The following is a 19,754-nucleotide window of genomic DNA, read 5'->3' as shown; positions in this document are numbered from 1 at the left end:
CAGCTCTTGTGTTGACAAAAATTTGAATAATATATTATCACAGTAAAGTAATTTGATGCGAATTTGTTTTTTAATAAGGAAAGCAAAATGAAAAAAAATCATATCTTGAAATATAAAGTATTAATTACATTATCTTTTGTACTTAGTATAACTTCATGCACTTCAATTTCTGACATTGCTGAAAAGACAACCTTGAGCATAGATAAAAATGTATCGATTGGCAAAACAAAAGTTTTGGTCTTACCAATTATGAGTCAAACCAACAGCACATTTAATAGCACTCTACTTGATGCTCATTTTATCACTCTTTGGGAAAATAATATTGGAAAAGAAAATATTATCCCAATACCATATCTTGTTTTAAAAGAAAATAAAAATGCAACAGAAGCATTAGAGATATTATCAAATTCAATGAAGACAAAAAAACCTTCTAAAATTAAGGGTACAGTGGCTGAAGTGTTTTTAAATGATATTTCTACAAAATATGGACATTACCCAATATCATTAACTTCTATTTCGGCTGATAAAGACTTTTATGACTCTAATGGTAATTTCACAACTTACATTGGTTTATTTGATATAAAAACATTTACATGGAAATGGGTCACAGAAAGAAGCTATAAAAATAATCTATTTATTGTAAAGTTTGAAGATGCTGTTCAACAATCTATTAAGACATCCTTTAATGACTTCAAAAAAGAAAATTATGACAGTTTATTTTAATATTTTTTAATAATTGCGTCATTATAGAGGGCAAAAAATTTAAAAAATAAAATTACCTCTTTTTTTGAACCTCTGCCTCAACTAAAGTTTTTAATTGTGCCAAACCCTTTTCAAACTCACCACCAATTATTTTATCTCTATTCATGAACACACAAAGCACTTTATACATAAATTTTGCTTGACCTGTCATTGCCCAAGTCACAAGGGTTTGCTCTCCTTCTTGTTTAAAAGAAAAGTCAACTTCATTTACAAATGGATATGGCTTAAACAATTCAAGTTTCATATGTATGAGACTATTTGGTTGGGATTCAGTTATTGTTGCTTTTCCTGTTCCAACTTCTTTATTCCCATCCCAACTCATAATAGCGCCTTTACCAGATGCAGGTCCTTCATATGACATTTTTGCTGCGGGATCGATTTTCGCCCAAGGATCCCACTCAGTAAATTTACGGAGATCGTTTGTATAGGAGAATGGAATGTGTGCAGGAGCACTTATTTTTATATCTCTAGAAATATGAAACTCTGAAGGTTGTAACGCAACATAGCCTAAAAATAAACCAATAATGCTTATTACGAAAAAGAGTACTTTAAAGAACATTTATTTAACTCCATAAATTACAATTTTACTAATCTAATTAATCATTCAATTAATAAGGATTCTTTTTCAATATCTTTAGGTAAATTTATTTTAGCTTTTTTAAGCTCACTTTTGCTGAATATAAAGACTCCCTCCTGTAAATAAACAGGAAACAGCGCACCTGGCAGAATTTTTTTATTATTTAATAATTTCTCTGCTATATCAGCTGCTGCCTTGCCTTGCCCATCTCCTGTTAACACAAGCCCTCCCATAGCTTTATTCGTTCCTACCGCAAAATCCCAGAATGTAAATAAAGGTATTTTTGCATTTTCAGATGTCCACTTGATGACATAATTCGAGTCAACATTTTTATCATTTTCATCATATAAGGTATGAAAGAGTCCGACTATAATAGCATCATATTTACTTGCTGAATTAAGTACTTTTTTCTTCCAATCAGAAAAACTCGAAACTAGAAAAATATCAAAGTTAACATCTAAAAGTTTTACATTTGGTTTTTTCGCAAAAAAATCTTCATGTACAATTTCGGACGTTCGATCACTATCAAACAAAATGAGAACATTTTTTGTCTTTGGAATTATATGTTTTATAAAAACTGCAGATCTTCGAATTAAGGGTCTTTCAAGAACACCTGTAACATATTTTGGTTCTATATCAAAATAAACTCTTGGATTGTTATTAATTCCTAAATAAACAGTTCTTATTTTACTTTCTTCTAACTTAGGACCAATAAATTTCAATGCAGCATCATCACCTAAAATAACAAGAGTTGGCTTAATCTTTACAATAAAATCCCAACCCTTTCTAGCCATAGACTCATGCTCAGCTTTTGGAAGAGCCTTTGTATTCATTTCAAATAAATGAATTTTATACTTTTTTCCAAGTCTTTTTATTAGCGCATTTGTGTAATCTAAATCCCATTGATGCTTTTTACTATAACTTTCCATAACAACAATATCTTTTTCTCCTGCATAAACATATTTTGATTGTAAAAAATAGGAGATAATTAGAAATAAAATGATATTTATTTTATATTTTATTCTCATATAATTCCAATATTAAAAATAATTTTGATTATATAAGAATATCAAAATAACTTCAATTTGTCTTTTGCAAAATTTAGACATTTTTTTGACAATGAGCAATTATCATTTTTACCTATCCAGAGATATTTCTTGCTCACTACTTCCATTATTGGATGTTATTACATCTCCATTTTCAAATCTCATTCTTTCGAATACTGATTTATTTTGATCTTGTGCTCGTTGCGAATATTCACTTACTTCTTTTTGTGAGTTTTTATTAGTTGTACTTCCATCAGCCCCGCATCCAATAAACAAGCAGATAGGCATTAAAATTAAAAAAAATCTTCTCATTTTGAACTTCTCCCTTCAATAACTTTAAATATAAAGTAAACTAAAATTCATTTTATTTAGATTAAAATAATTATTCATATGCTATCATATACGATTTTATAAACTCAGTCGCAAGCTCAAAATTCATATTAATCATTTTGATGATTAGCAAAAGCTCTTAAAATAACCGATAACGATAAAACATTAATTTACTAAATTACCAAAAATGAGTTTAGAGCTACTAAATCAGAAAAAAGACTCATGAGAATAATATTTTAAAAAAAATAAGAAGTAAAATAACTAAATATTATTAATAATATCTTTACAAAATTTAGTATTTTTTACTTCCACAATCGAGCCTAATTGGTATTTAATGCAATTCATTTTTTTTGTTTTTTCATATAAATTTTTCATTTCTATTATATTTTGAGGATATGGATTTGAAGCAGTTGAAAAAACAGGGCTACAATTTAAATTTTTAGCATCATAAAAATTTTTAACATTTAAATTTAATGAGGATAAATATGGCCATAATCCAGGATGTACACAATATAAATTATTAAAATTCATTTGTTTTTTAAAGATCATTATATCATTCCATTCCCTCCATTTTATTCTTTCAACTCCTAGCCAAGAAGGTTGCAATAATGGTGTTATAAAAAGAATAATTATTATTATCCAATTTGGAATAAGCTTTTTATTGAATAAACCATAAACAGCTAAACACCACAGTACTAGCGGATAATATCCTGAATAGTTTGAAGGATTTCCATTTGCTATACCATATAAAAAAATAATTGGTATTGAGGCAAATAAAACTTCTAAATTTAAAAAAGGAATAAATAGTAAAGGTATATAAAGTCTTTTCCATCCACTTGAATTAAAAATATTTATAAAAACATCTAAAGGGTTAAATAATACACTTTTCACTATTTCTAAAGGTGTATTTCCCCATTTACCCCACCATGCATTTAAATATCCAACTTCATGTATATTTTGCTTATTTAAAAAATATGGTTTGGTAATAAAAAAATTAAGATATACAAAAAATAATATCATTAGTAATATAATAAACAATATATAATAAGGAAATTTAATCGGTGTTTTTGACAAAATATTTTTTAAAAAAATGGCCATTAAAAATCCTAAAATATATAAAAAAGACTCCTCTTTTACACATAAAAATAAAAAAGTAAACAATAATAATAATAAATATTTTTTTTCTAGATAAAATATAATAATTGAGAATATAAATATAGGATAAAAAAATTCTGGATAAAAATTTCCGTGCAAAGCTTGAACTGTAAAAGGAGATATCCACCAAAATATCGAAGATAAATATGCTATAAAATCATTATACCCTAATTTTTTTACCAAATAAATAATTAGGATACCTGGGAGCCAAATTAGTAAAGCACCTATAATTAAAAGTAATATAGGAGAAGGCAATAAATAATAGAATGGAAAAATTAAAAGTAAAATCCAATTTTGGTGGACACCAAAGTGATATATATTAGTTATATCTTCAAACCCCCAATTACCGGCAATTGAGTTTTGCAACATACCTTCAAATATACTAAAATCAATTCCTGAAATACTTAAACCATAGTATTGAGATAGAATATCAAATATAAAAGCAAAAAATGAAGTTATAATTAAAAAATATTTGCAATATTTTGAAGGTTCTGAAAAAGAAAAAAATGAATTTTTAATGATATTTATTTTATAAAAAATAAAACCTAATATGCTAAAAGATATGACTATATAATGATAATTTCTGAGCTCAAATAATTTTCCTCCACCTAATATAAATCCTAGAGGCATTATGAGAAACATTAAAGTATATAATAAAAATGTAAAATTCAATGATCTTTCCTTGTTATTAAAAACTAAAGATAAAACTATTTACAAGACTAAAATTCTTTCAATAATTTAAAAAAAATATAATTCTCCTCTAAATAATACCTTTTAACAAGCACTGCTACATATGTTATTTCACCTGGATCCAGAACTTAAAGTTCTCTAAAAGGGGCATTTTCAATCTTCCCCTCTATGTCCTCCTTGTAATTAAAAGAGTTAAAATATCAGCGGCATATTAATTTTCAAAAAAATCTCTATACATTACCAGTTAAAATGAACTTATTGTCTTGTAAAAAGATGTTATCTTAGGTTTTTGACGGAAAAATATTTCACTTAAATTGATGAATATTTTATTTTAAGAAAATGTCAAGTTGATAATAATAAAAAAGAAAATTTATTAAATTTTACTTTCAGAATTATTTTTTCTTTTTCTTTATAGCTTTCTTTTTAGCAGTTTTTTTCTTTGCTGGTTTCTCTGTTGACTTCTTTTTTGTCACTTTAGACTTTGAGGCTTTTTTTACCTTTTTCTTAACAGATTTTTTCTTTGTTGATTTCTTTTTCATCAATTTACCAAATCCCCAAGCATATCCATCTATATCAACAACTGCGCACATCCTATCACCCCAATAAGTATCTTGAGGCTCCATAGTTCCACGCGCTCCATTTGCAATTGCTGTTTGATAAATTTTATCCACGTTATCAACATATACATATAACATTTGTGGTGGTGGATTGTTACTAGATGCGGGTGATTTTGCTTTGTCCCCCATTGCTCCCTCGGGCGCAAACATAAACAAAACGTTATTTTTATATATCATCTCAGCATGATGAATTTGTCCATCTTTATCTGGTTTCGTTTTAGATTTAAATCCAAATGCTTTTTTATAAAATTCAATCGATCTTTTTGCATCACGAACAGCCAAATAAGGTAATAACCAAGGTGTGCGGGGAGGACGTGGATCCATAGATTTACTCCTTCTGCTTTATTTCATTTTATCAACCACAATAATGACAAATTTAGGAGAGCAATTCAATCCAATTTTATGGCAGTATTATTGAATCGTAATAGTTTGTAAATTATACTAAACCAATAAAACTTTTAAAGCGAGGATTAGGATGCGCAATTTAATTTTAAAAATGAATTTATATATTTTGTTCTCAATTATTATTTTAGTAAGTTTCAATGTATTTTCTCTTCAACCTGGAAAATATCAACTTGATCAAAAAGAATCTAAAGTTGAATTTAGTGTTCAAAACTTTGTTTTTATGACTGTTAATGGACAGTTTGATAAATTTCAGGGAAAATTGCAAATCACTAAAAAATTTACTGATTCTAAAGTTGAAGCAACTGTAGAAACTAAATCTATCAACACTGACAATAGCTCTCGCGATAAACATTTAAGAAGTGGAGATTTTTTTGAAGTAGAAAAATATCCGAAAATGATATTTATAGGAAAATCGTTTACAGGTGATCTCAATAGCTTTAAAATAATAGGAGATCTCACCATCAAAGGAATAACGAAATCAATAGTTTTTGAAGGAAAATCTATGTCACCTAAAAATGCAGATAAAGAGTTATTTAATATTGACACTAAAGTAAATAGAAATGATTTTAATTTAAGTCATGGTTCATTTATAGGTGAAACTGTTACTATAAAGCTAAATTTAATGCCTGTAAAAAATTAGTTTTTAATTATTTTTTTAATTGAATTATTAATTTTTTCAATAGTTTCTTTTTGAACCATTTTAGAGCACATAAAATGACGAATAGCTCCAGATTCTATATCATTCAAATTTATAATTTTAAGTTCTTTTTGAAAATTTTTATTACTTTTTAATAAATAATCTGACTCATTGCCCCCCATAAAAAGATAATCTGCCCCTTTTTGCTCTATAGCACTAAGCATTTCTATGTTGCTTAAAGAAGTGATCTTAATATCTGGAATATTTTTCTGGGTATTACTGTGTACATCATAATCCTTAATTTTTAAAAATTTTGAGTCAATATATTCGCTATAACTATAGCCAAGTTTAATTATTAATATTAATTTTTTATTCTGCAATAAATTTGTAACTGTTTCATTATTTAAAAATCTTTTATCAGACTTTCTAACAATTGCAACAAATTTTTTGTCCCGAAAATATGGGATAGAAAAATTTGCAAACTTTTTTCTCTCATCATTTATAACTCCTGCGGGATAACAAACCTGAGTTTTATTTTGTTTTATTTCAAAGAATGAACGTGGCAATGGTAAGTTCTCAATGACATAAGAAATATTTGCATCTTTTAAAATTTTCCTGATTAAAGTATAGAGAATGCCTCCATTTATTTCACCAGTTTTCTCATTTTCTGTAAAAAATGGGGGACGTATTTGTACCTGTATTTTCAATTCACTTTCTGCATATGCACAAAATGAATTGAAAATACAAGATAAAATCAAAAATAGAATTAAATATAATTTATTCATATCATTTCTTTAATAAAATCGATTAATTAAATAACCAAATAAGTCTATCTTTTAGAGCTTACTTCACTCTCAACTTTATTTGCAAGTTGTTGCTGAATAGCTTTTTTAAGATCATTTTGTGAATCACGTTGTGAAAATCTTTTCATTTCTTCCATTATAAAATGCTTTGTTTGGTATTGAGGATCTTTTAAAATAACTTGTTTACCAAGTTTATTGCTCAAATTAAAAACAAGAGGTGCTTTTAAATTAGCACTCATTTTTTTAGGATCCATTGGAATTGTAACTATAACTGAAATAACCGCTTCATCTGGATTCGTTAATTTAAGTGCTGCAACTTCTTCTTCAGTGACTTCTACCATGTAATCGGGTCTAAAGGAGAGTGGGCTAATAATAATAAATGCCATTGCAGGATCATTAATGGATTGTAACCACTTAAATGGTGAATCCACATCATGATCTAACAAAATAAACTGATTGAGCTCTGGAAAACCTATGAGCCCATCAGGTAGATTGAGCAAATCACTTTCATTAACTTCAATTTCTCCAAAACGCGAAGTGTTTATTTTCAAGGCAGCCCCCTTTACGTTCCCATCTTAAGCTCATTAACTAGGTTAGTTGACGGTATAAAGAAGTGCAATAAGATTTGCTTTGATTATTGACACGTCAAAAGATTTTAATTTTTATGATGCACCAATTGCATACTCAAGTATAAAGTACATCTTATACAAAGGTATCACAGGTATATTACCAGGATTTACATTTGGTGAAATATCTTGTCCATATGGAGAAGATTGCTGATATCGGTACTCTAACTTTGTATTCCAATTTTCTGAAAAAGTATGCCCGCCGCTTAAATGAAGTGAAGAAATTTTAAATCCAGGATAATAATATGATGAAATACTCGATGCAGGAATTGAACTTTGCTCCCCTAAAAAATACCAATATCCAACTGAAAAATTCCAGAACTGATCAGAAATAGAGCTTTCTACTCCATATAAATAACCTGTTCCAAATGTATTTGCAGAAATATTTCTCCAACTGTTAAATGATAATTTAGCTTTTAAAAAATCATGGTAGGAGAATGTTAGATCTGTATTTATATCAATAATTCTATATTTTTGTTCTCTATTTGTAATCGTATTTACAATATATTCTCCTCTCCCAATACTCAAACTACTCAAGGTTGAATCTGGATCTGAAAATTGTTCATAGTGAGAGTTTAAGTTATATATAAATTGATTTTTTTCAAATTTTTTTGAGAAATTAAAGCGACTTTCTAGCCTTGTTCTTTCAAGATCAGTTGCAATAGAAGAATTCATTTCACGAGCATATACTCCAAATAAGTCTTGTCTTGCCAGAACTTGCCAGAAAAAATTTTCATCCTTAATTGGATCTATTTTCACTCGAAGAGAATAATATGGCCAAGTTTTTGGGGTTAATTCATGAAAATCATCTGGAAAACTACCAAATTTAAACTCAAGGTTTTTAAAAATCTGGTACCTTAACCAAGCTTCAGAAATTTGGGCAAAATCTCTTTCATCAATGGGAAACTTTATAAAACCATCATCTTCTCTCAAAGGTGACTGAGTTAATAAAACAAACTTAAGTTCTAAAGGTTTTTCTGAATCTATTGGTTTAAAGAGAAAATCTATTTTTGAATGCAATATATTTATTTCATTTCCATCCATAAATCGCACCCGACCAAAACCTGCAGAAAATGTCGCTAACCATGTTTTATTTTCATCAAGAGCAGAGCTTTTCTGCTGCCAAATCGATAGTTGAATTAATAAAGATACAAAGCTTATTAGCCGAAATATAAATATACTCTGACATAGATATTTATTTTGGAGATTCATATGCCAGCTCTAGAAGACCTCAATAAAAGAAAACAAGAGTTAGAAACGACTCTGCAATCTTTGCACGAACTTATTAAGTGCAGAAATGCTGTTCTTTACAGTGTTGAAAAGTTGTCATTTGATAGAGTCATTTCGCACAAACGGACATTATTAAATCTAGGATCGAAAGGTGGCAAACAAAATTTTATGGCCATTTCAAGTAGAGCAATAGAGGTCGATGCAAAAATGAATCGTAGATGTCTTTTCCATTTACGCTCAAAAGAGAGACATTTAGAAGAATTACTTTCAGAAGTTAGCAAGAATATTTTAGAATACGATTCTGCAAGAGAAGAGCAAAATAATATTTCATCAGATCCTCCTGCATCAGCATAAAAATATTTTTTTATGATTTATTTCACAAAAATAATATAATTTTCTTTAATTAATAAACACATAATAGATGCAAAAATCCTCTTAACTTACAAAAGCTTAAAATTCAATCAATAAATAATTTTTATATTTTATAAAACTTATTGTTTTTTTATAAAATTGCTTATAAGAGGTTACCTATTGATATTGGATATCATTATCAATCTTGAAAATTTGTTCTTATATTTTATTGATTTTATAGATTAGATAATAAAATTTTATATTTTTGTAAACTCTTATTCTTTAAATAAAAGAATCCGAATTTTCATGCAAAAAATGAATAAATCTTACTTTATTTCTAACGCTAAACAACGCAATTTTTAAACTTTTGAAAGGAATTTCATGAAACCACTTATTCAAAATCACCTTGCAGCGATTTCTTTTATTTCTCTTGGTTTGATAAACTCAGGATGCGGATTTTCTTCTCATACAGACAAAGAAAAAAAAATTACCTCATTCACTAAAGCGAGTTCATCACTAGAAAGAGATTTTTCATTTCTTGAAAATTTCAGACTCGAAGAACAACAAGAAGAAGAAGATCTCAAACTTTTTGAATTTGAATTAAAATATGAAGATTATGAAGTCAAAATCGAAAAAGAAGATCGCACAGTAAATCCATGGAAATTATATGCCACAATTTTTATTGATCAAAAACCTCATAAAATATCTTTGGTAGAAAATTCACTAGACAAATTAGAAGAAAACTTAAGTCAAGAAATTATCAATCGAAAAACAGATGACATCATTGAGCTTGAAAAAACCTTTGAAATTTCTATAAAAACCATAGAAAAAAATGGAAAAAACGAATTTAAAGTCACCGATAACAATACTGGAGAAAGTGATTTATTCAAAAATTTAAATGATATAAAAATCGTTTATACAGGAATTGAAAGTAGCTCAGCATATATAGCTAAAAAAGCTAAAACGATTAAATATGCAATTAGAGCATTACGTGGTAAAGATGTACACAATAAAGTTCTTAATTTAAAAACTCAAGATGCAGGAAAGGCTTTGGTCATCGATGGTTTTGATGATCTCGCATCTGCACTTGAAAACTCAGGATTGCCAAAGCATTTAGAACTCTCACTAAAATCCTCTATTTATATGATATTTGGAGGGGCTGTTTTTATTGGTTATGAAGGAGCCAATGAAGAGTTTCAAGAAACTAAAAATGAATATTCAGAAAGCATAGAAGAAACTAAACTGCTTCGCAAAGAAATTATTTCAAACATGGAAAATGAGATTGCGGCCAAAGAAATTCTTTTGAAATCTATTGGAGTGACTGATGCGGCATTGAGTGATAATGACAAAATTGCCCGCAACATTGCCATGGAAAATGCTCGTTTTAAAATTGAGTTTGCAAAAGAAATTCTCAAGTCATTAAATAAGAAAAAAGTACAAACTTCATTGAACTCTAAAATCTTTCCAAAACTACTTGAGCTTGTCCAAAATCATAATAAAAATATAAATAATTTAAAAAATCAAACGAATGGAAATATTCGACTCAATAACCCAAGGTATACAGAGTTATTTGAAAAATTAAAATCAACAGACTCTATAAAATCAATAAATTCTATAAATTCATTATCAACTCAAGATCAAATTCAGGATTATGTCGTTTCATCAATTAACTCTCTTTTTGAATATCAAAATAATTTAAATAATTCATTAAGTAAAAGCATAGAGTCTACATCAATATTACCAAATATCAGCCGTGGACTTTCATCCATGTATTATGGAATGATCGCATTTGAAGCTAAAACACTCTCTGAACTCCTGACTCTTAAATCAACAACTGAAACAGCGGGTATTGCAAATTCACTTGCGTTTCAAAACTATTTAACCTCCGTTGAAGCAATTGGAAATGGATTTCTTGCTGCTGGGCAAGCACAAATGGTCATTGCTGGATTGTCTAAAATATCAGATAATGCAAGTGAACTAAAATCATTGAACTCATGGATAGAGGATATGATTAAAAGTCCTTTCTGGGATGCAGTAAATAAATCTTCAAATTTAGATAATGATAGCAAAAAAAATATATTAAAAACAAAAAAAATTCTTGAAAGTTTTTACAAAAGTAAACGCAATTGGATAAGAGCAAGAGCGACTGGTGATGCAATGCTTACAGCTGGGCAAGCTGCTATGTTTGTGTCTGGTCCACTTGTATTAGGAGTGCCGGCTCTTTCTGGTTTTGGAGCAGGATCAACTATACTTGGAATTGTAGCATCGCAAATGAGCGATCAGTATATTGAGAAAAACTTTGAATTTGATCAACCAGAGGAAGATTCTTTAGAAGCCAAAATTTCTAAAGGGGAACAAGACAATACAGATGATTCATTTACAACTAAATTACTTGATCGCAGTGCTAAACTCGTGGACTTATCGATTCGAAAAACTCAAGTAAGAGTCTGGCAAAAAATATACGATGCTTTAATTTTAAATCCAAATATCCAAAGCAAAGAACTTATTAAAAATTTAAAAGAGAGTTGGAAAAGTAAAGACTCAAAAATCAATGCTGCCAAGAAAGAATATTATTCAGAAATATATCTAGAAAATTTAAATAATATATTTCCAGAAAATAATGAATCTATTTTTAATAAAAATATTGAATTTATAAATGAAGCAAAGTTATTACTTAATAATAATACAGATGGAACCCAAAATTTAAAATCCCTACAATTCATACAGTTTATATCAACACATTTGAGACATTTAAATTCTAATATAGAAACTTCGCAAAATGTCTATTCACCTGTTCTCTTAGAGCAAGTAAAATTATCTTCATTAAATAATCAAAAATCACCTGAAATGATTAAAAGTATTTTCACTTTCTTTGATGAATTTGGCTTAACGGGAGAATTTGAAAGACGAATCGTTAAAAAAATTGTCCTTCAAAATGGTTTCCCTTTTGCAAAAGAAGATTCTGTATCTAATAAAATAAAAATCGCAAGTCGTTACTTAAAAGAAGTAAAAGTTAAAACAAATAAACAACCATGGAATATACCTAATCCACTACCAGGATTTTTTGTTTACTATTTCCCACAGCTCTCAGGCAACTCCGAAAAGCCAAGCAAACCTCTCATTTTCTCCAAAAAGGACAAATCCATTTATGTTTTTGATCGAAAATTATACTTAGAAGACATAGAAAAATATGACAGTTTAGAACAAAGCGTAAAAAATTCAGTTGATGAGTTTAGTAAACTTGCATTTGAAGCAGATGATTTTAACAATTCAATCGATAATGGCTTCTTCAATAAATTAAAAAAATTAAAAGGAGCTTTTGGAAAAGAAATCCGCAGCGCCTTTAAACTTACATATGAAAGCATTGCCAAAAATACTTTTAGAACAAATGCATTAAGACCTCTCTTTAATGGTGTTGCAGACCAAATTAGCCAATATAATAATTTAAATAATATATTTGCAAACAATAAAAAATTTACCAGAGCAAATATTGCTAAATACTCATATGCAGGTATTGAGAAATTCTCAAGTGCAGCCAATAAATATAACGTTGGAATGAACTTTATTTTAATGCCTCAATCACTTTCAAATATTCACCAGTCAGTACAAGAAGGGGCAGTTTTAGATGCAACTCGAGGTGCTCTTAGCTTTTCATTTAATAATGCAGACTTAGCCTTTGATTTAGCACGTAATGTCGGAGGAAATACTTTTTGGATTAAACACCCAAAATCATTTCAAGGTATAGGATCTGTACAAATTGTTTTAAACGTTGCATCTGCTGGTCTTGATATATGGCAAGCTGTTGAGCTATTTAAAGCTGCTGAGATAACTAACAATCAATCATTAAAAACTGACTTATATGTTAACGCTTCACTGACAACAGCAACTGCTGCAACCTCTTTAGGAACTGCATTGCTTTTACCTTTATCTGCTAAGGCGGGACCAATTGGTGCAGCAATTGGTTTTACAATTATGTTTACACAAGGAACCTATAATGCCGTACGAACTTCTGAACAATTGAGAGAGCTTGGCTTTTCAGAAGAAGAAGTTGTCTTAAATTCCATTGCAAATTTCTTTGGAAAGTATAGCACAGGCGAAGATCCAAAATTTCTCGTTAAAAAAACTGCCAAAGAGATGGAAGAAACGACCATTCCTGAAATAATGACACTCAACAATAAAGAGTTTTTACAAAATATTGGGAAAAACAAACTAAATAATTCATTTTATTTTAATAAAATAGTGTATCCGAGAATACATTTATACGTTCCATACACTGCAGGGCAAACTTCACTTTATTGTGCTTATGGAATATGCAACTCCGTAACAACTCAAATTCCAAAACCTATTGAAGAAAATAAGCATATGTGTCTAACAAATAACACATACTTTTCGAACGATGCTGATAGAAATAGCATATTTAATGATCATATGTCTTTTATAAAAAACCATCACAGACGCTTAGCTAAAAAAGCAACTCCCATACCCGCTGTAGCAAAAGGAACTTCATTTGGTGCCCATGGAGGAACTAATTATTATAACTCCACAACGCCTTGTCCAAGTGTATCTATAAATTATCCAATGGTTGAACAATACGCCATTCAAAATGAAGAAGAGAAGCTAAAATTAAAAAATATTCCCGCTTCTCAAAAAGCAAATTTATATTTTGTTGGTATAGGAGATCAAGGAAAACATGGAAACATGATAAGTTCAATTGTAGCCGATAAAAATTATAAGAACTTATTTAATATTCATCCTTCTAGCTTTATTTTACAACTTGTCGGTGGAGATAAAGAAGATGTCTTTGAGTTTTATGATTATGTTCAAGGAATATTTGAAGGCGCTCAAACAAATGGATTTATTGATGGTGGAGCAGGAATAGATACAATAAATTTACAAGGAATTCCTCTTAAAAATGAAAAAATATATATTTCTCTAAATAGCAATAGTATTAAATCTAATCAATTCCTTGAAATTAAAAATGTAGAAAGAGTTATCGGATCACAAAATGACGATGAAATTATTGGTAACGAATTAAACAATGAACTGTTTGGAAATGAAGGTAATGACTCGCTAGAAGGACGTGAAGGCAATGATATTCTTTACCCTGGTAAAGGAAATGATTATTTAAAAGGTGGCTCAGGCAATGATGTTTATGTCATTTTGAAAAAAGATGTTTCAAATAGTACAATAAAAACAATTAATAACTTTGATGAATCTGCAGCTGGAGATTTTCAAAATAATTATGATGCTATTATGACAGATATTGAAGACTTAACATCTCAAAAAGACAATCTAGATCTTTTATTGGGAGTTCATGAAAATAATTCGTTTGTAGAATATATAAGAATTCAACACTACTTTTTAAATAAAAAATTTCAACACATTGTTCTTTCTGATACGAAAGGAAATGTTTATACCACTCTCAATGGTACTTTGTATAATAATCAAAAATCATCTGCAGAAATCTATACTCCAAATTATATAAATACAATTAATTTAAAAGGAAAATCCCCTATAACTAAAATGGCTCAGAAAGAATTTAAAGACAAATTTAATTTAAATTTTAAAAATGTAATCGGCACAAATGGAAACGATGTCATTTTTGGTGATGAACAAAATAACTTTATCAATGGTCAAAAAGGTCTTGACTTTATTAAGGGAAATGACGGAGATGACACTCTTACTGTTTTTCTCGATCCCCAAGAACAGACTGAAAATGTCGTTGAAGTCAATAAAACTTTAAATAATTATATTACTGGAAATTATGATGAGTTTATTCGCTTAGAAGGTGGTCGTGATCACGACAGTTATATTATAAATCTACCTAATTTCTCTTACGTAAATAATGCAAAACCAATCTTTATTGAAATAAATAATAGAGATAAATTTGAAAAAATTGACTCACTCATTGTTAATGATTCGAGAAACACATTTTCTAATATTTACTTCACAAAAATTTCTGATTTAAATGAAAAAAACCAACATCTAAAAATAAATCTATTTGATTCGGTTGAAGAAAAAAATTATATTTTTATCTTAAAAAATTGGTTTAATAATAAAAAAAATCAACATCTTCAAATACAATTTGGAGATAAACTATCAATTCCTCAGTCAATCCTACAAATTGTTACTGATTCTCTAAAAAAATACACCTTAAATAAAATTAATAAAAATCTAAAAGAATCTGACACTTATGAGTTCACAATAAATGATAGATATATCGCTTTAAATCAAAGACTTATAGAAGTTAAACAAAATTCTTATAATGTCATTGAAAGTAATATTCTTCCTCACAAAGAGAATGAAATTGACTTTAAATATGAAATTATAAACAATTCTCATTCAGGCCAAAATAAACACAGAATTAAATTTGCTCGCTTTGAGAACGACCTAATTATTCAATTTGAAGCCAAATCAGAATTAGATAATTCTTCATTTACAGTTCTTAAAAATTATTTTCAAAGTGAAAAATATATGAATAAAAATTTCAAAATAAAAATTAATAGTGAAGAATATATTAATAATGAAGAATTCAAGCTATTAAATAATAATTTATCTGAAACAGATGTGATAAAAATGGAGGTTTAAAAACAACCTAATCAGTTTACCATGTCAAAAGTCATTCTCCTTATATTCTAGTTTGCTTAATTTCCTCAAATATACACCGAATAGGTTACAAATTTGGGGAAAGCCATGAAGACTCTCTTTCATTTGACATGGATGTCAAGCTTATTTATTTTTTCTTGTAATAATTCCTCTAATAGTAAAACTTTATCTAAAAGCAACCCTGGACCAGCCTCATGTTTAGCAAATACAAATAGTTCGAGCTTATCACCACAAAGACAAGTTCAATATGTAAAATCATTTTATTTAGATTTTTTATCTCATGTTGGACAATATATCCCCCAACAACATGTCAGTTTTGATATTGTAGGAGGAAATACAGTCACTGGCAGCGATATTGCTCCTGCGAATGATAATACAGTAGGTATTGTATTAAATGGAATACTTTGCACAGGCACCGTTGTTGCAAGTAACCTTATTCTCACAGCAGCGCATTGCTTTGACAATGTAGATTTCAATTCAACATCACCCGGTTATGTAGTTTTTGCAAATAATTTATCATCGGGCCCAAATGTACCCATTTCCTGCTGGCAAAGAAACTCTAGTTATATTTCCTGTGAAGAAAGTTCAATTTATAACTGTATATTAAATGATATAGCTTGGGTAAAAATCAATGGAAATGTCTCAACTCATCGATATTCACCTATTTCAATACTTTCAAACCCGCAAAATATCTCTAAAAGTGAAACAAAATGGATGGTTGGCTTTGGTAGACTCAATGATAATACACTAAATTCAAGTGAAAATAAATATATTGTAAATACCTCCGCTCAAGGTCATCCTGATGTAGAAGTAAGTTCTCAAATTTCTCTTTTTAATTTCGGCACATTTTCAAATGCTTATGAAAATTATTTAAAAGTCATTGGCCCCTACTCTGGCCATGGAACATGCCAAGGAGACTCAGGAGGTCCTATTTATATCCAAAGAACTAATTTAAGTGGAGCTCCAATTTATATCCTAGCCGCATTGACCCAAGGAACTGATAATATTCTCTCACCGAAACCTTCAGGTTCCTACCCAAGTTTTAGCTTTGATACAAATACAGCAGCAGCTTGCAGTGATGGATATGGAGTTTATACGACTGTCGGAAATTATATCAATTGGATTACGAACACAAGTGGTGTTGGCGTCACTACATATTAATATTTATTAAAATAGATAATCATCATTTTGTAGCTTGCCCATACTTTTTTAAAATATTTTTCCACTCAGAATTATTATTTATAGATAATATTTTTTCATTTAAATAGCTAAATAGTTTCATATTTAATTTTGAAACCATAAGACTTCTTCCATAAATTGGAGAAAAAGGAAGCAATGAAATATGCACTTTTTTAGGTGCAAATATATTGAGATTCTTAGCTTTATCGTATTTAATGAATGAGTTTTCAGCTATAAAAAAATCTAATGAAGGTTGATTGCCGATGACTCTTTGTAAAGCTTCATTAAATCGATAGGAGTCGACTCTAATTATTTTTCCTGAATTGATATAAGGCTCTAATGATATATATTTAGTACCAAATACTGCAGAAAATTTTTTACCAAATAAAGATTCTATATTTTTATAATCTATAATATTATTTTTATTTGAAATAACTAATTGATAATCATTTATAATACTTTCTGTCCATAAAAAACTCTTACTTAAATCACTTGGAAAAAATTTTTGATTAACCCATGCGACAACATACATTTCTTTCAATTGGGTAATTAAATAATCTACTCTTTTTCGTGGCGCAAATTCAGTTACAAAAAAATAAGGACTTTTTTTATCTTGATTTAAAAAATTTGCTAGCTCAACATTCAAACCTTGAGTGTTTTCTTTATTTGTATTCCAAGGAGCTGTATTGTTATAATTTAAAATCGTTACTTTAGTTTTTGAAGATTCTTCGCCACTTGCAATGAATGAAATTTTAAAAAAAACAGAAATAAATAAAAAATATAGGAATTTATTATCAAGCATAAAACCCCCAAATCGTAATTCAATACTGTTACAGCGGATAAATTATTTTTTTTGCATTTCAATAAGCTGATCGAGAAGATCTTTTACCGTCATTCTGGAAACACCTAAACAACGCAGAGATGAAGCCACCACATTTAGGATAGACTTTTCAAGATCAAAATGCTTTTGATCCCCATTCTTTAAGTATACAGGCTGATGAGCGTCCACAAGCGCAATAGCATCGGAGCCCAATTGAGTTTTTAAATAATCTACACTAGGATGCACGTTTTCAACATAAAACTGATAACGGCTTAATAATGATTGTTCATCATCATCGGCTCTGCCGCGTTTTGTTGCGCGTGAAAGCATTTCCTGTTTACTTATGCTAAGATGAAGAACTTTTATAACTGGTATATTAAATTTCTTAAGAAAACCAATTAAATGTTGTGCAGCTTTAACAGTTCTTGGGTATCCATCAAGAATAAAAGGATGAGTTCGAAATTCGGGCGCATGTTCGATATGTGCAGAAATAAAGTCTTGCGTCCAGCGGTTAGGGACTAATAATCCATTCATAGTACAAAATTCAAGCCAGTCGAGCTGGCTTGTAAATTTGTCCATTTGACCTCTTTTAAAATATGTCTCCATTTCTGGGATATAATTTAAAACTTTTTTTGAAAGATCATCGGTCGTATCTACACAATCAAAAATATTTGAGTCAGAAGATATTTTATAATTATCGGCTAGTAGCTTTGCATAACTCTTTTCATTTTTTGCCCGTTGAAAAGTTGTACGGAGGATTTCACCCATTGATAAATGAGCTTCTGGAGGAATAGACATAACTTTAGATAATGCCGCAGCAACTTCACCCTTTCCACAACTCGAAGGCCCCGTTAAGATAAGAACTCCTGGACCTCTAAGAGATACTCTTTCCACTTTTATCTTAGATTCCAGCTCGTAAGCAACTCGGTTGAGCGTCATAATGCGTCCTGTATTAAGTGAGTATTTTTATATTATTTTTTTCAAGCTGAAAAAGAATTCCCTTGAGCATTTCCGCTTCTTTGTCACTCGCAGGATAAAGCGGAGCTCGCAAATTCGTGCCACAAATTCTGAGATGGGACAATATCCATTTAACACCAATTGGATTCGGCACTGAAAAAAGCCCATTATTTATACAGAAAGCAGCTAAATGCAGTTTCTGAACAGAACTTAAATCACCTTTTTTAAAATTATCCAAGATATCTAACATAGCCTTGGGAATGACATTTGATGTTACTGAAATAACACCTTCTGCACCACACATGAGTGCAGGAACATAGGTTGCATCATCACCAGACAATATTTTAAAATTTTGTTTACCTACATGATTTAAAGCGATACGCATTTCTGCCACAGCATTCACATTTCCGGCAGCTTCTTTGATGGCAACAATATTTTTATTTTCTAAAGAAATTTGTACAAGAGTTTGCGGAAGTAAATTAACGCCTGTTCGACTTGGTACGTTATAAATACAAATTGGAGTATCCGAAATAGATTTTGCAACCTCTTCATAATGTTTAATAAGGCCATTTTGACTTGGTCTGTTGTAATAAGGCGTAACAACCATTACACCTTTAGCCAATTGCCCCGTAGAGGATTTCATTTGGGCATATTTCATACTTTTAATTATGGTTGTCTGAGTTGAGTTTGTACCTGTACCTACGTAAATATGAAAATGATCTGTTTGATGATCAAGTGCACTCAAAACAAGTTGCTCTGATTCTTCTTCACTTAAAGCTACATTTTCACCTGTTGTTCCTAATATAACAACACCATGAACTCCTGATTTTTTCTGATATTTTAAGAAATCATTAAATGCCGGTAAATCTAAATTACCTTCATTGTTAAAAGGCGTGATGAGAGCTGTTATGACTCCTGAAAATGGTAAGTGGCTCAAGGGTTTCTCCTTACTCGAAGTTTTAG

The 19,754-nt window shown here is 29.4% G+C and carries 16 protein-coding genes; 5 read left to right on the top strand and 11 right to left on the bottom strand.

The annotated features are described in order from the left end of the window. Window positions 1-87: 87 nt before the first annotated feature. Window positions 88-723 (top strand): hypothetical protein, encoded by a 636-nt coding sequence (locus tag GCL57_RS09975; RefSeq protein WP_152213199.1) that lies wholly within the window; start codon window positions 88-90, stop codon window positions 721-723. 52 nt (window positions 724-775) lie between these two features. Here GCL57_RS09975 and GCL57_RS09970 read toward each other — a convergent pair whose 3' ends face one another. From GCL57_RS09970 to GCL57_RS09950, 5 genes are all read right to left on the bottom strand, one after another. Next, entirely contained in the window at window positions 776-1,321 is a 546-nt protein-coding gene (locus tag GCL57_RS09970; RefSeq protein WP_152213198.1) for an SRPBCC family protein, read from the bottom strand. 41 nt (window positions 1,322-1,362) lie between these two features. Further along, on the bottom strand, window positions 1,363-2,367 hold the full coding sequence (locus GCL57_RS09965; protein WP_152213197.1) for an ABC transporter substrate-binding protein: 1,005 nt from the start codon (window positions 2,365-2,367) through the stop codon (window positions 1,363-1,365). Between the two features lie 108 nt (window positions 2,368-2,475). Then, the gene (locus GCL57_RS09960) at window positions 2,476-2,697 is read right to left on the bottom strand and encodes a hypothetical protein (RefSeq protein ID WP_152213196.1); all 222 of its coding nucleotides are present in this window, start codon (window positions 2,695-2,697) and stop codon (window positions 2,476-2,478) included. A gap of 279 nt (window positions 2,698-2,976) precedes the next feature. Next, window positions 2,977-4,542 (bottom strand): DUF2079 domain-containing protein, encoded by a 1,566-nt coding sequence (locus GCL57_RS09955; protein WP_152213195.1) that lies wholly within the window; start codon window positions 4,540-4,542, stop codon window positions 2,977-2,979. Window positions 4,543-4,952: 410 nt separating this feature from the next. Further along, window positions 4,953-5,501, bottom strand: coding sequence for a VOC family protein (locus GCL57_RS09950; RefSeq protein ID WP_152213194.1), 549 nt, complete (start codon window positions 5,499-5,501; stop codon window positions 4,953-4,955). Between the two features lie 151 nt (window positions 5,502-5,652). On the opposite strand from GCL57_RS09950, the gene GCL57_RS09945 reads away from it, so the two are divergent. After that, the gene (locus GCL57_RS09945) at window positions 5,653-6,222 is read left to right on the top strand and encodes a YceI family protein (RefSeq protein WP_152213193.1); all 570 of its coding nucleotides are present in this window, start codon (window positions 5,653-5,655) and stop codon (window positions 6,220-6,222) included. On the opposite strand, the gene GCL57_RS09940 is transcribed toward GCL57_RS09945, so the two are convergent. The 3 genes from GCL57_RS09940 to GCL57_RS09930 form a co-directional block, all read right to left on the bottom strand. After that, the gene (locus tag GCL57_RS09940; protein ID WP_152213192.1) at window positions 6,219-7,004 is read right to left on the bottom strand and encodes a substrate-binding periplasmic protein; all 786 of its coding nucleotides are present in this window, start codon (window positions 7,002-7,004) and stop codon (window positions 6,219-6,221) included. The genes GCL57_RS09945 and GCL57_RS09940 overlap by 4 nt on opposite strands. A 44-nt stretch (window positions 7,005-7,048) precedes the next feature. Continuing rightward, window positions 7,049-7,573 (bottom strand): flagellar assembly protein FliW, encoded by a 525-nt coding sequence (gene fliW / locus GCL57_RS09935; RefSeq protein WP_152213191.1) that lies wholly within the window; start codon window positions 7,571-7,573, stop codon window positions 7,049-7,051. A gap of 111 nt (window positions 7,574-7,684) precedes the next feature. After that, complete coding sequence (locus GCL57_RS09930) at window positions 7,685-8,860, bottom strand: TonB-dependent receptor (RefSeq protein ID WP_152213190.1); 1,176 nt, start codon at window positions 8,858-8,860, stop codon at window positions 7,685-7,687. Between GCL57_RS09930 and GCL57_RS09925 the strand changes: the two genes are divergently transcribed. The 3 genes from GCL57_RS09925 (at window position 8,861) to GCL57_RS09915 (ending at window position 16,996) form a co-directional block, all read left to right on the top strand. Continuing rightward, entirely contained in the window at window positions 8,861-9,232 is a 372-nt protein-coding gene (locus GCL57_RS09925; protein ID WP_152213189.1) for a hypothetical protein, read from the top strand. Between the two features lie 378 nt (window positions 9,233-9,610). Further along, the gene (locus tag GCL57_RS09920) at window positions 9,611-15,817 is read left to right on the top strand and encodes a calcium-binding protein (protein ID WP_152213188.1); all 6,207 of its coding nucleotides are present in this window, start codon (window positions 9,611-9,613) and stop codon (window positions 15,815-15,817) included. Between the two features lie 105 nt (window positions 15,818-15,922). Further along, window positions 15,923-16,996, top strand: a complete 1,074-nt coding sequence (locus GCL57_RS09915) for a trypsin-like serine protease (protein WP_152213187.1) — start codon at window positions 15,923-15,925, stop codon at window positions 16,994-16,996. Between the two features lie 22 nt (window positions 16,997-17,018). On the opposite strand, the gene GCL57_RS09910 is transcribed toward GCL57_RS09915, so the two are convergent. The 3 genes from GCL57_RS09910 to dapA are packed head-to-tail and all read right to left on the bottom strand — an operon-like array spanning window position 17,019 to window position 19,728. Further along, a complete protein-coding gene (locus GCL57_RS09910) occupies window positions 17,019-17,816 on the bottom strand; it encodes a type 2 periplasmic-binding domain-containing protein (RefSeq protein ID WP_152213186.1) in 798 nt (265 codons plus the stop codon). 42 nt (window positions 17,817-17,858) lie between these two features. Continuing rightward, window positions 17,859-18,773, bottom strand: coding sequence for a nucleoside monophosphate kinase (locus tag GCL57_RS09905; protein WP_152213185.1), 915 nt, complete (start codon window positions 18,771-18,773; stop codon window positions 17,859-17,861). A gap of 13 nt (window positions 18,774-18,786) precedes the next feature. After that, entirely contained in the window at window positions 18,787-19,728 is a 942-nt protein-coding gene (dapA, locus tag GCL57_RS09900) for a 4-hydroxy-tetrahydrodipicolinate synthase (protein ID WP_161597694.1), read from the bottom strand. Window positions 19,729-19,754: the final 26 nt, after the last annotated feature.

It is taken from the genome of Fluviispira multicolorata (genome assembly GCF_009208585.1).
In the GTDB taxonomy this organism is placed as follows: Bacteria; Bdellovibrionota_B; Oligoflexia; order Silvanigrellales; family Silvanigrellaceae; genus Silvanigrella; species Silvanigrella multicolorata.
The sequence above is the reverse complement of the archived record's forward strand: the minus strand, read 5'-3'. Positions and strand labels throughout refer to the sequence as shown.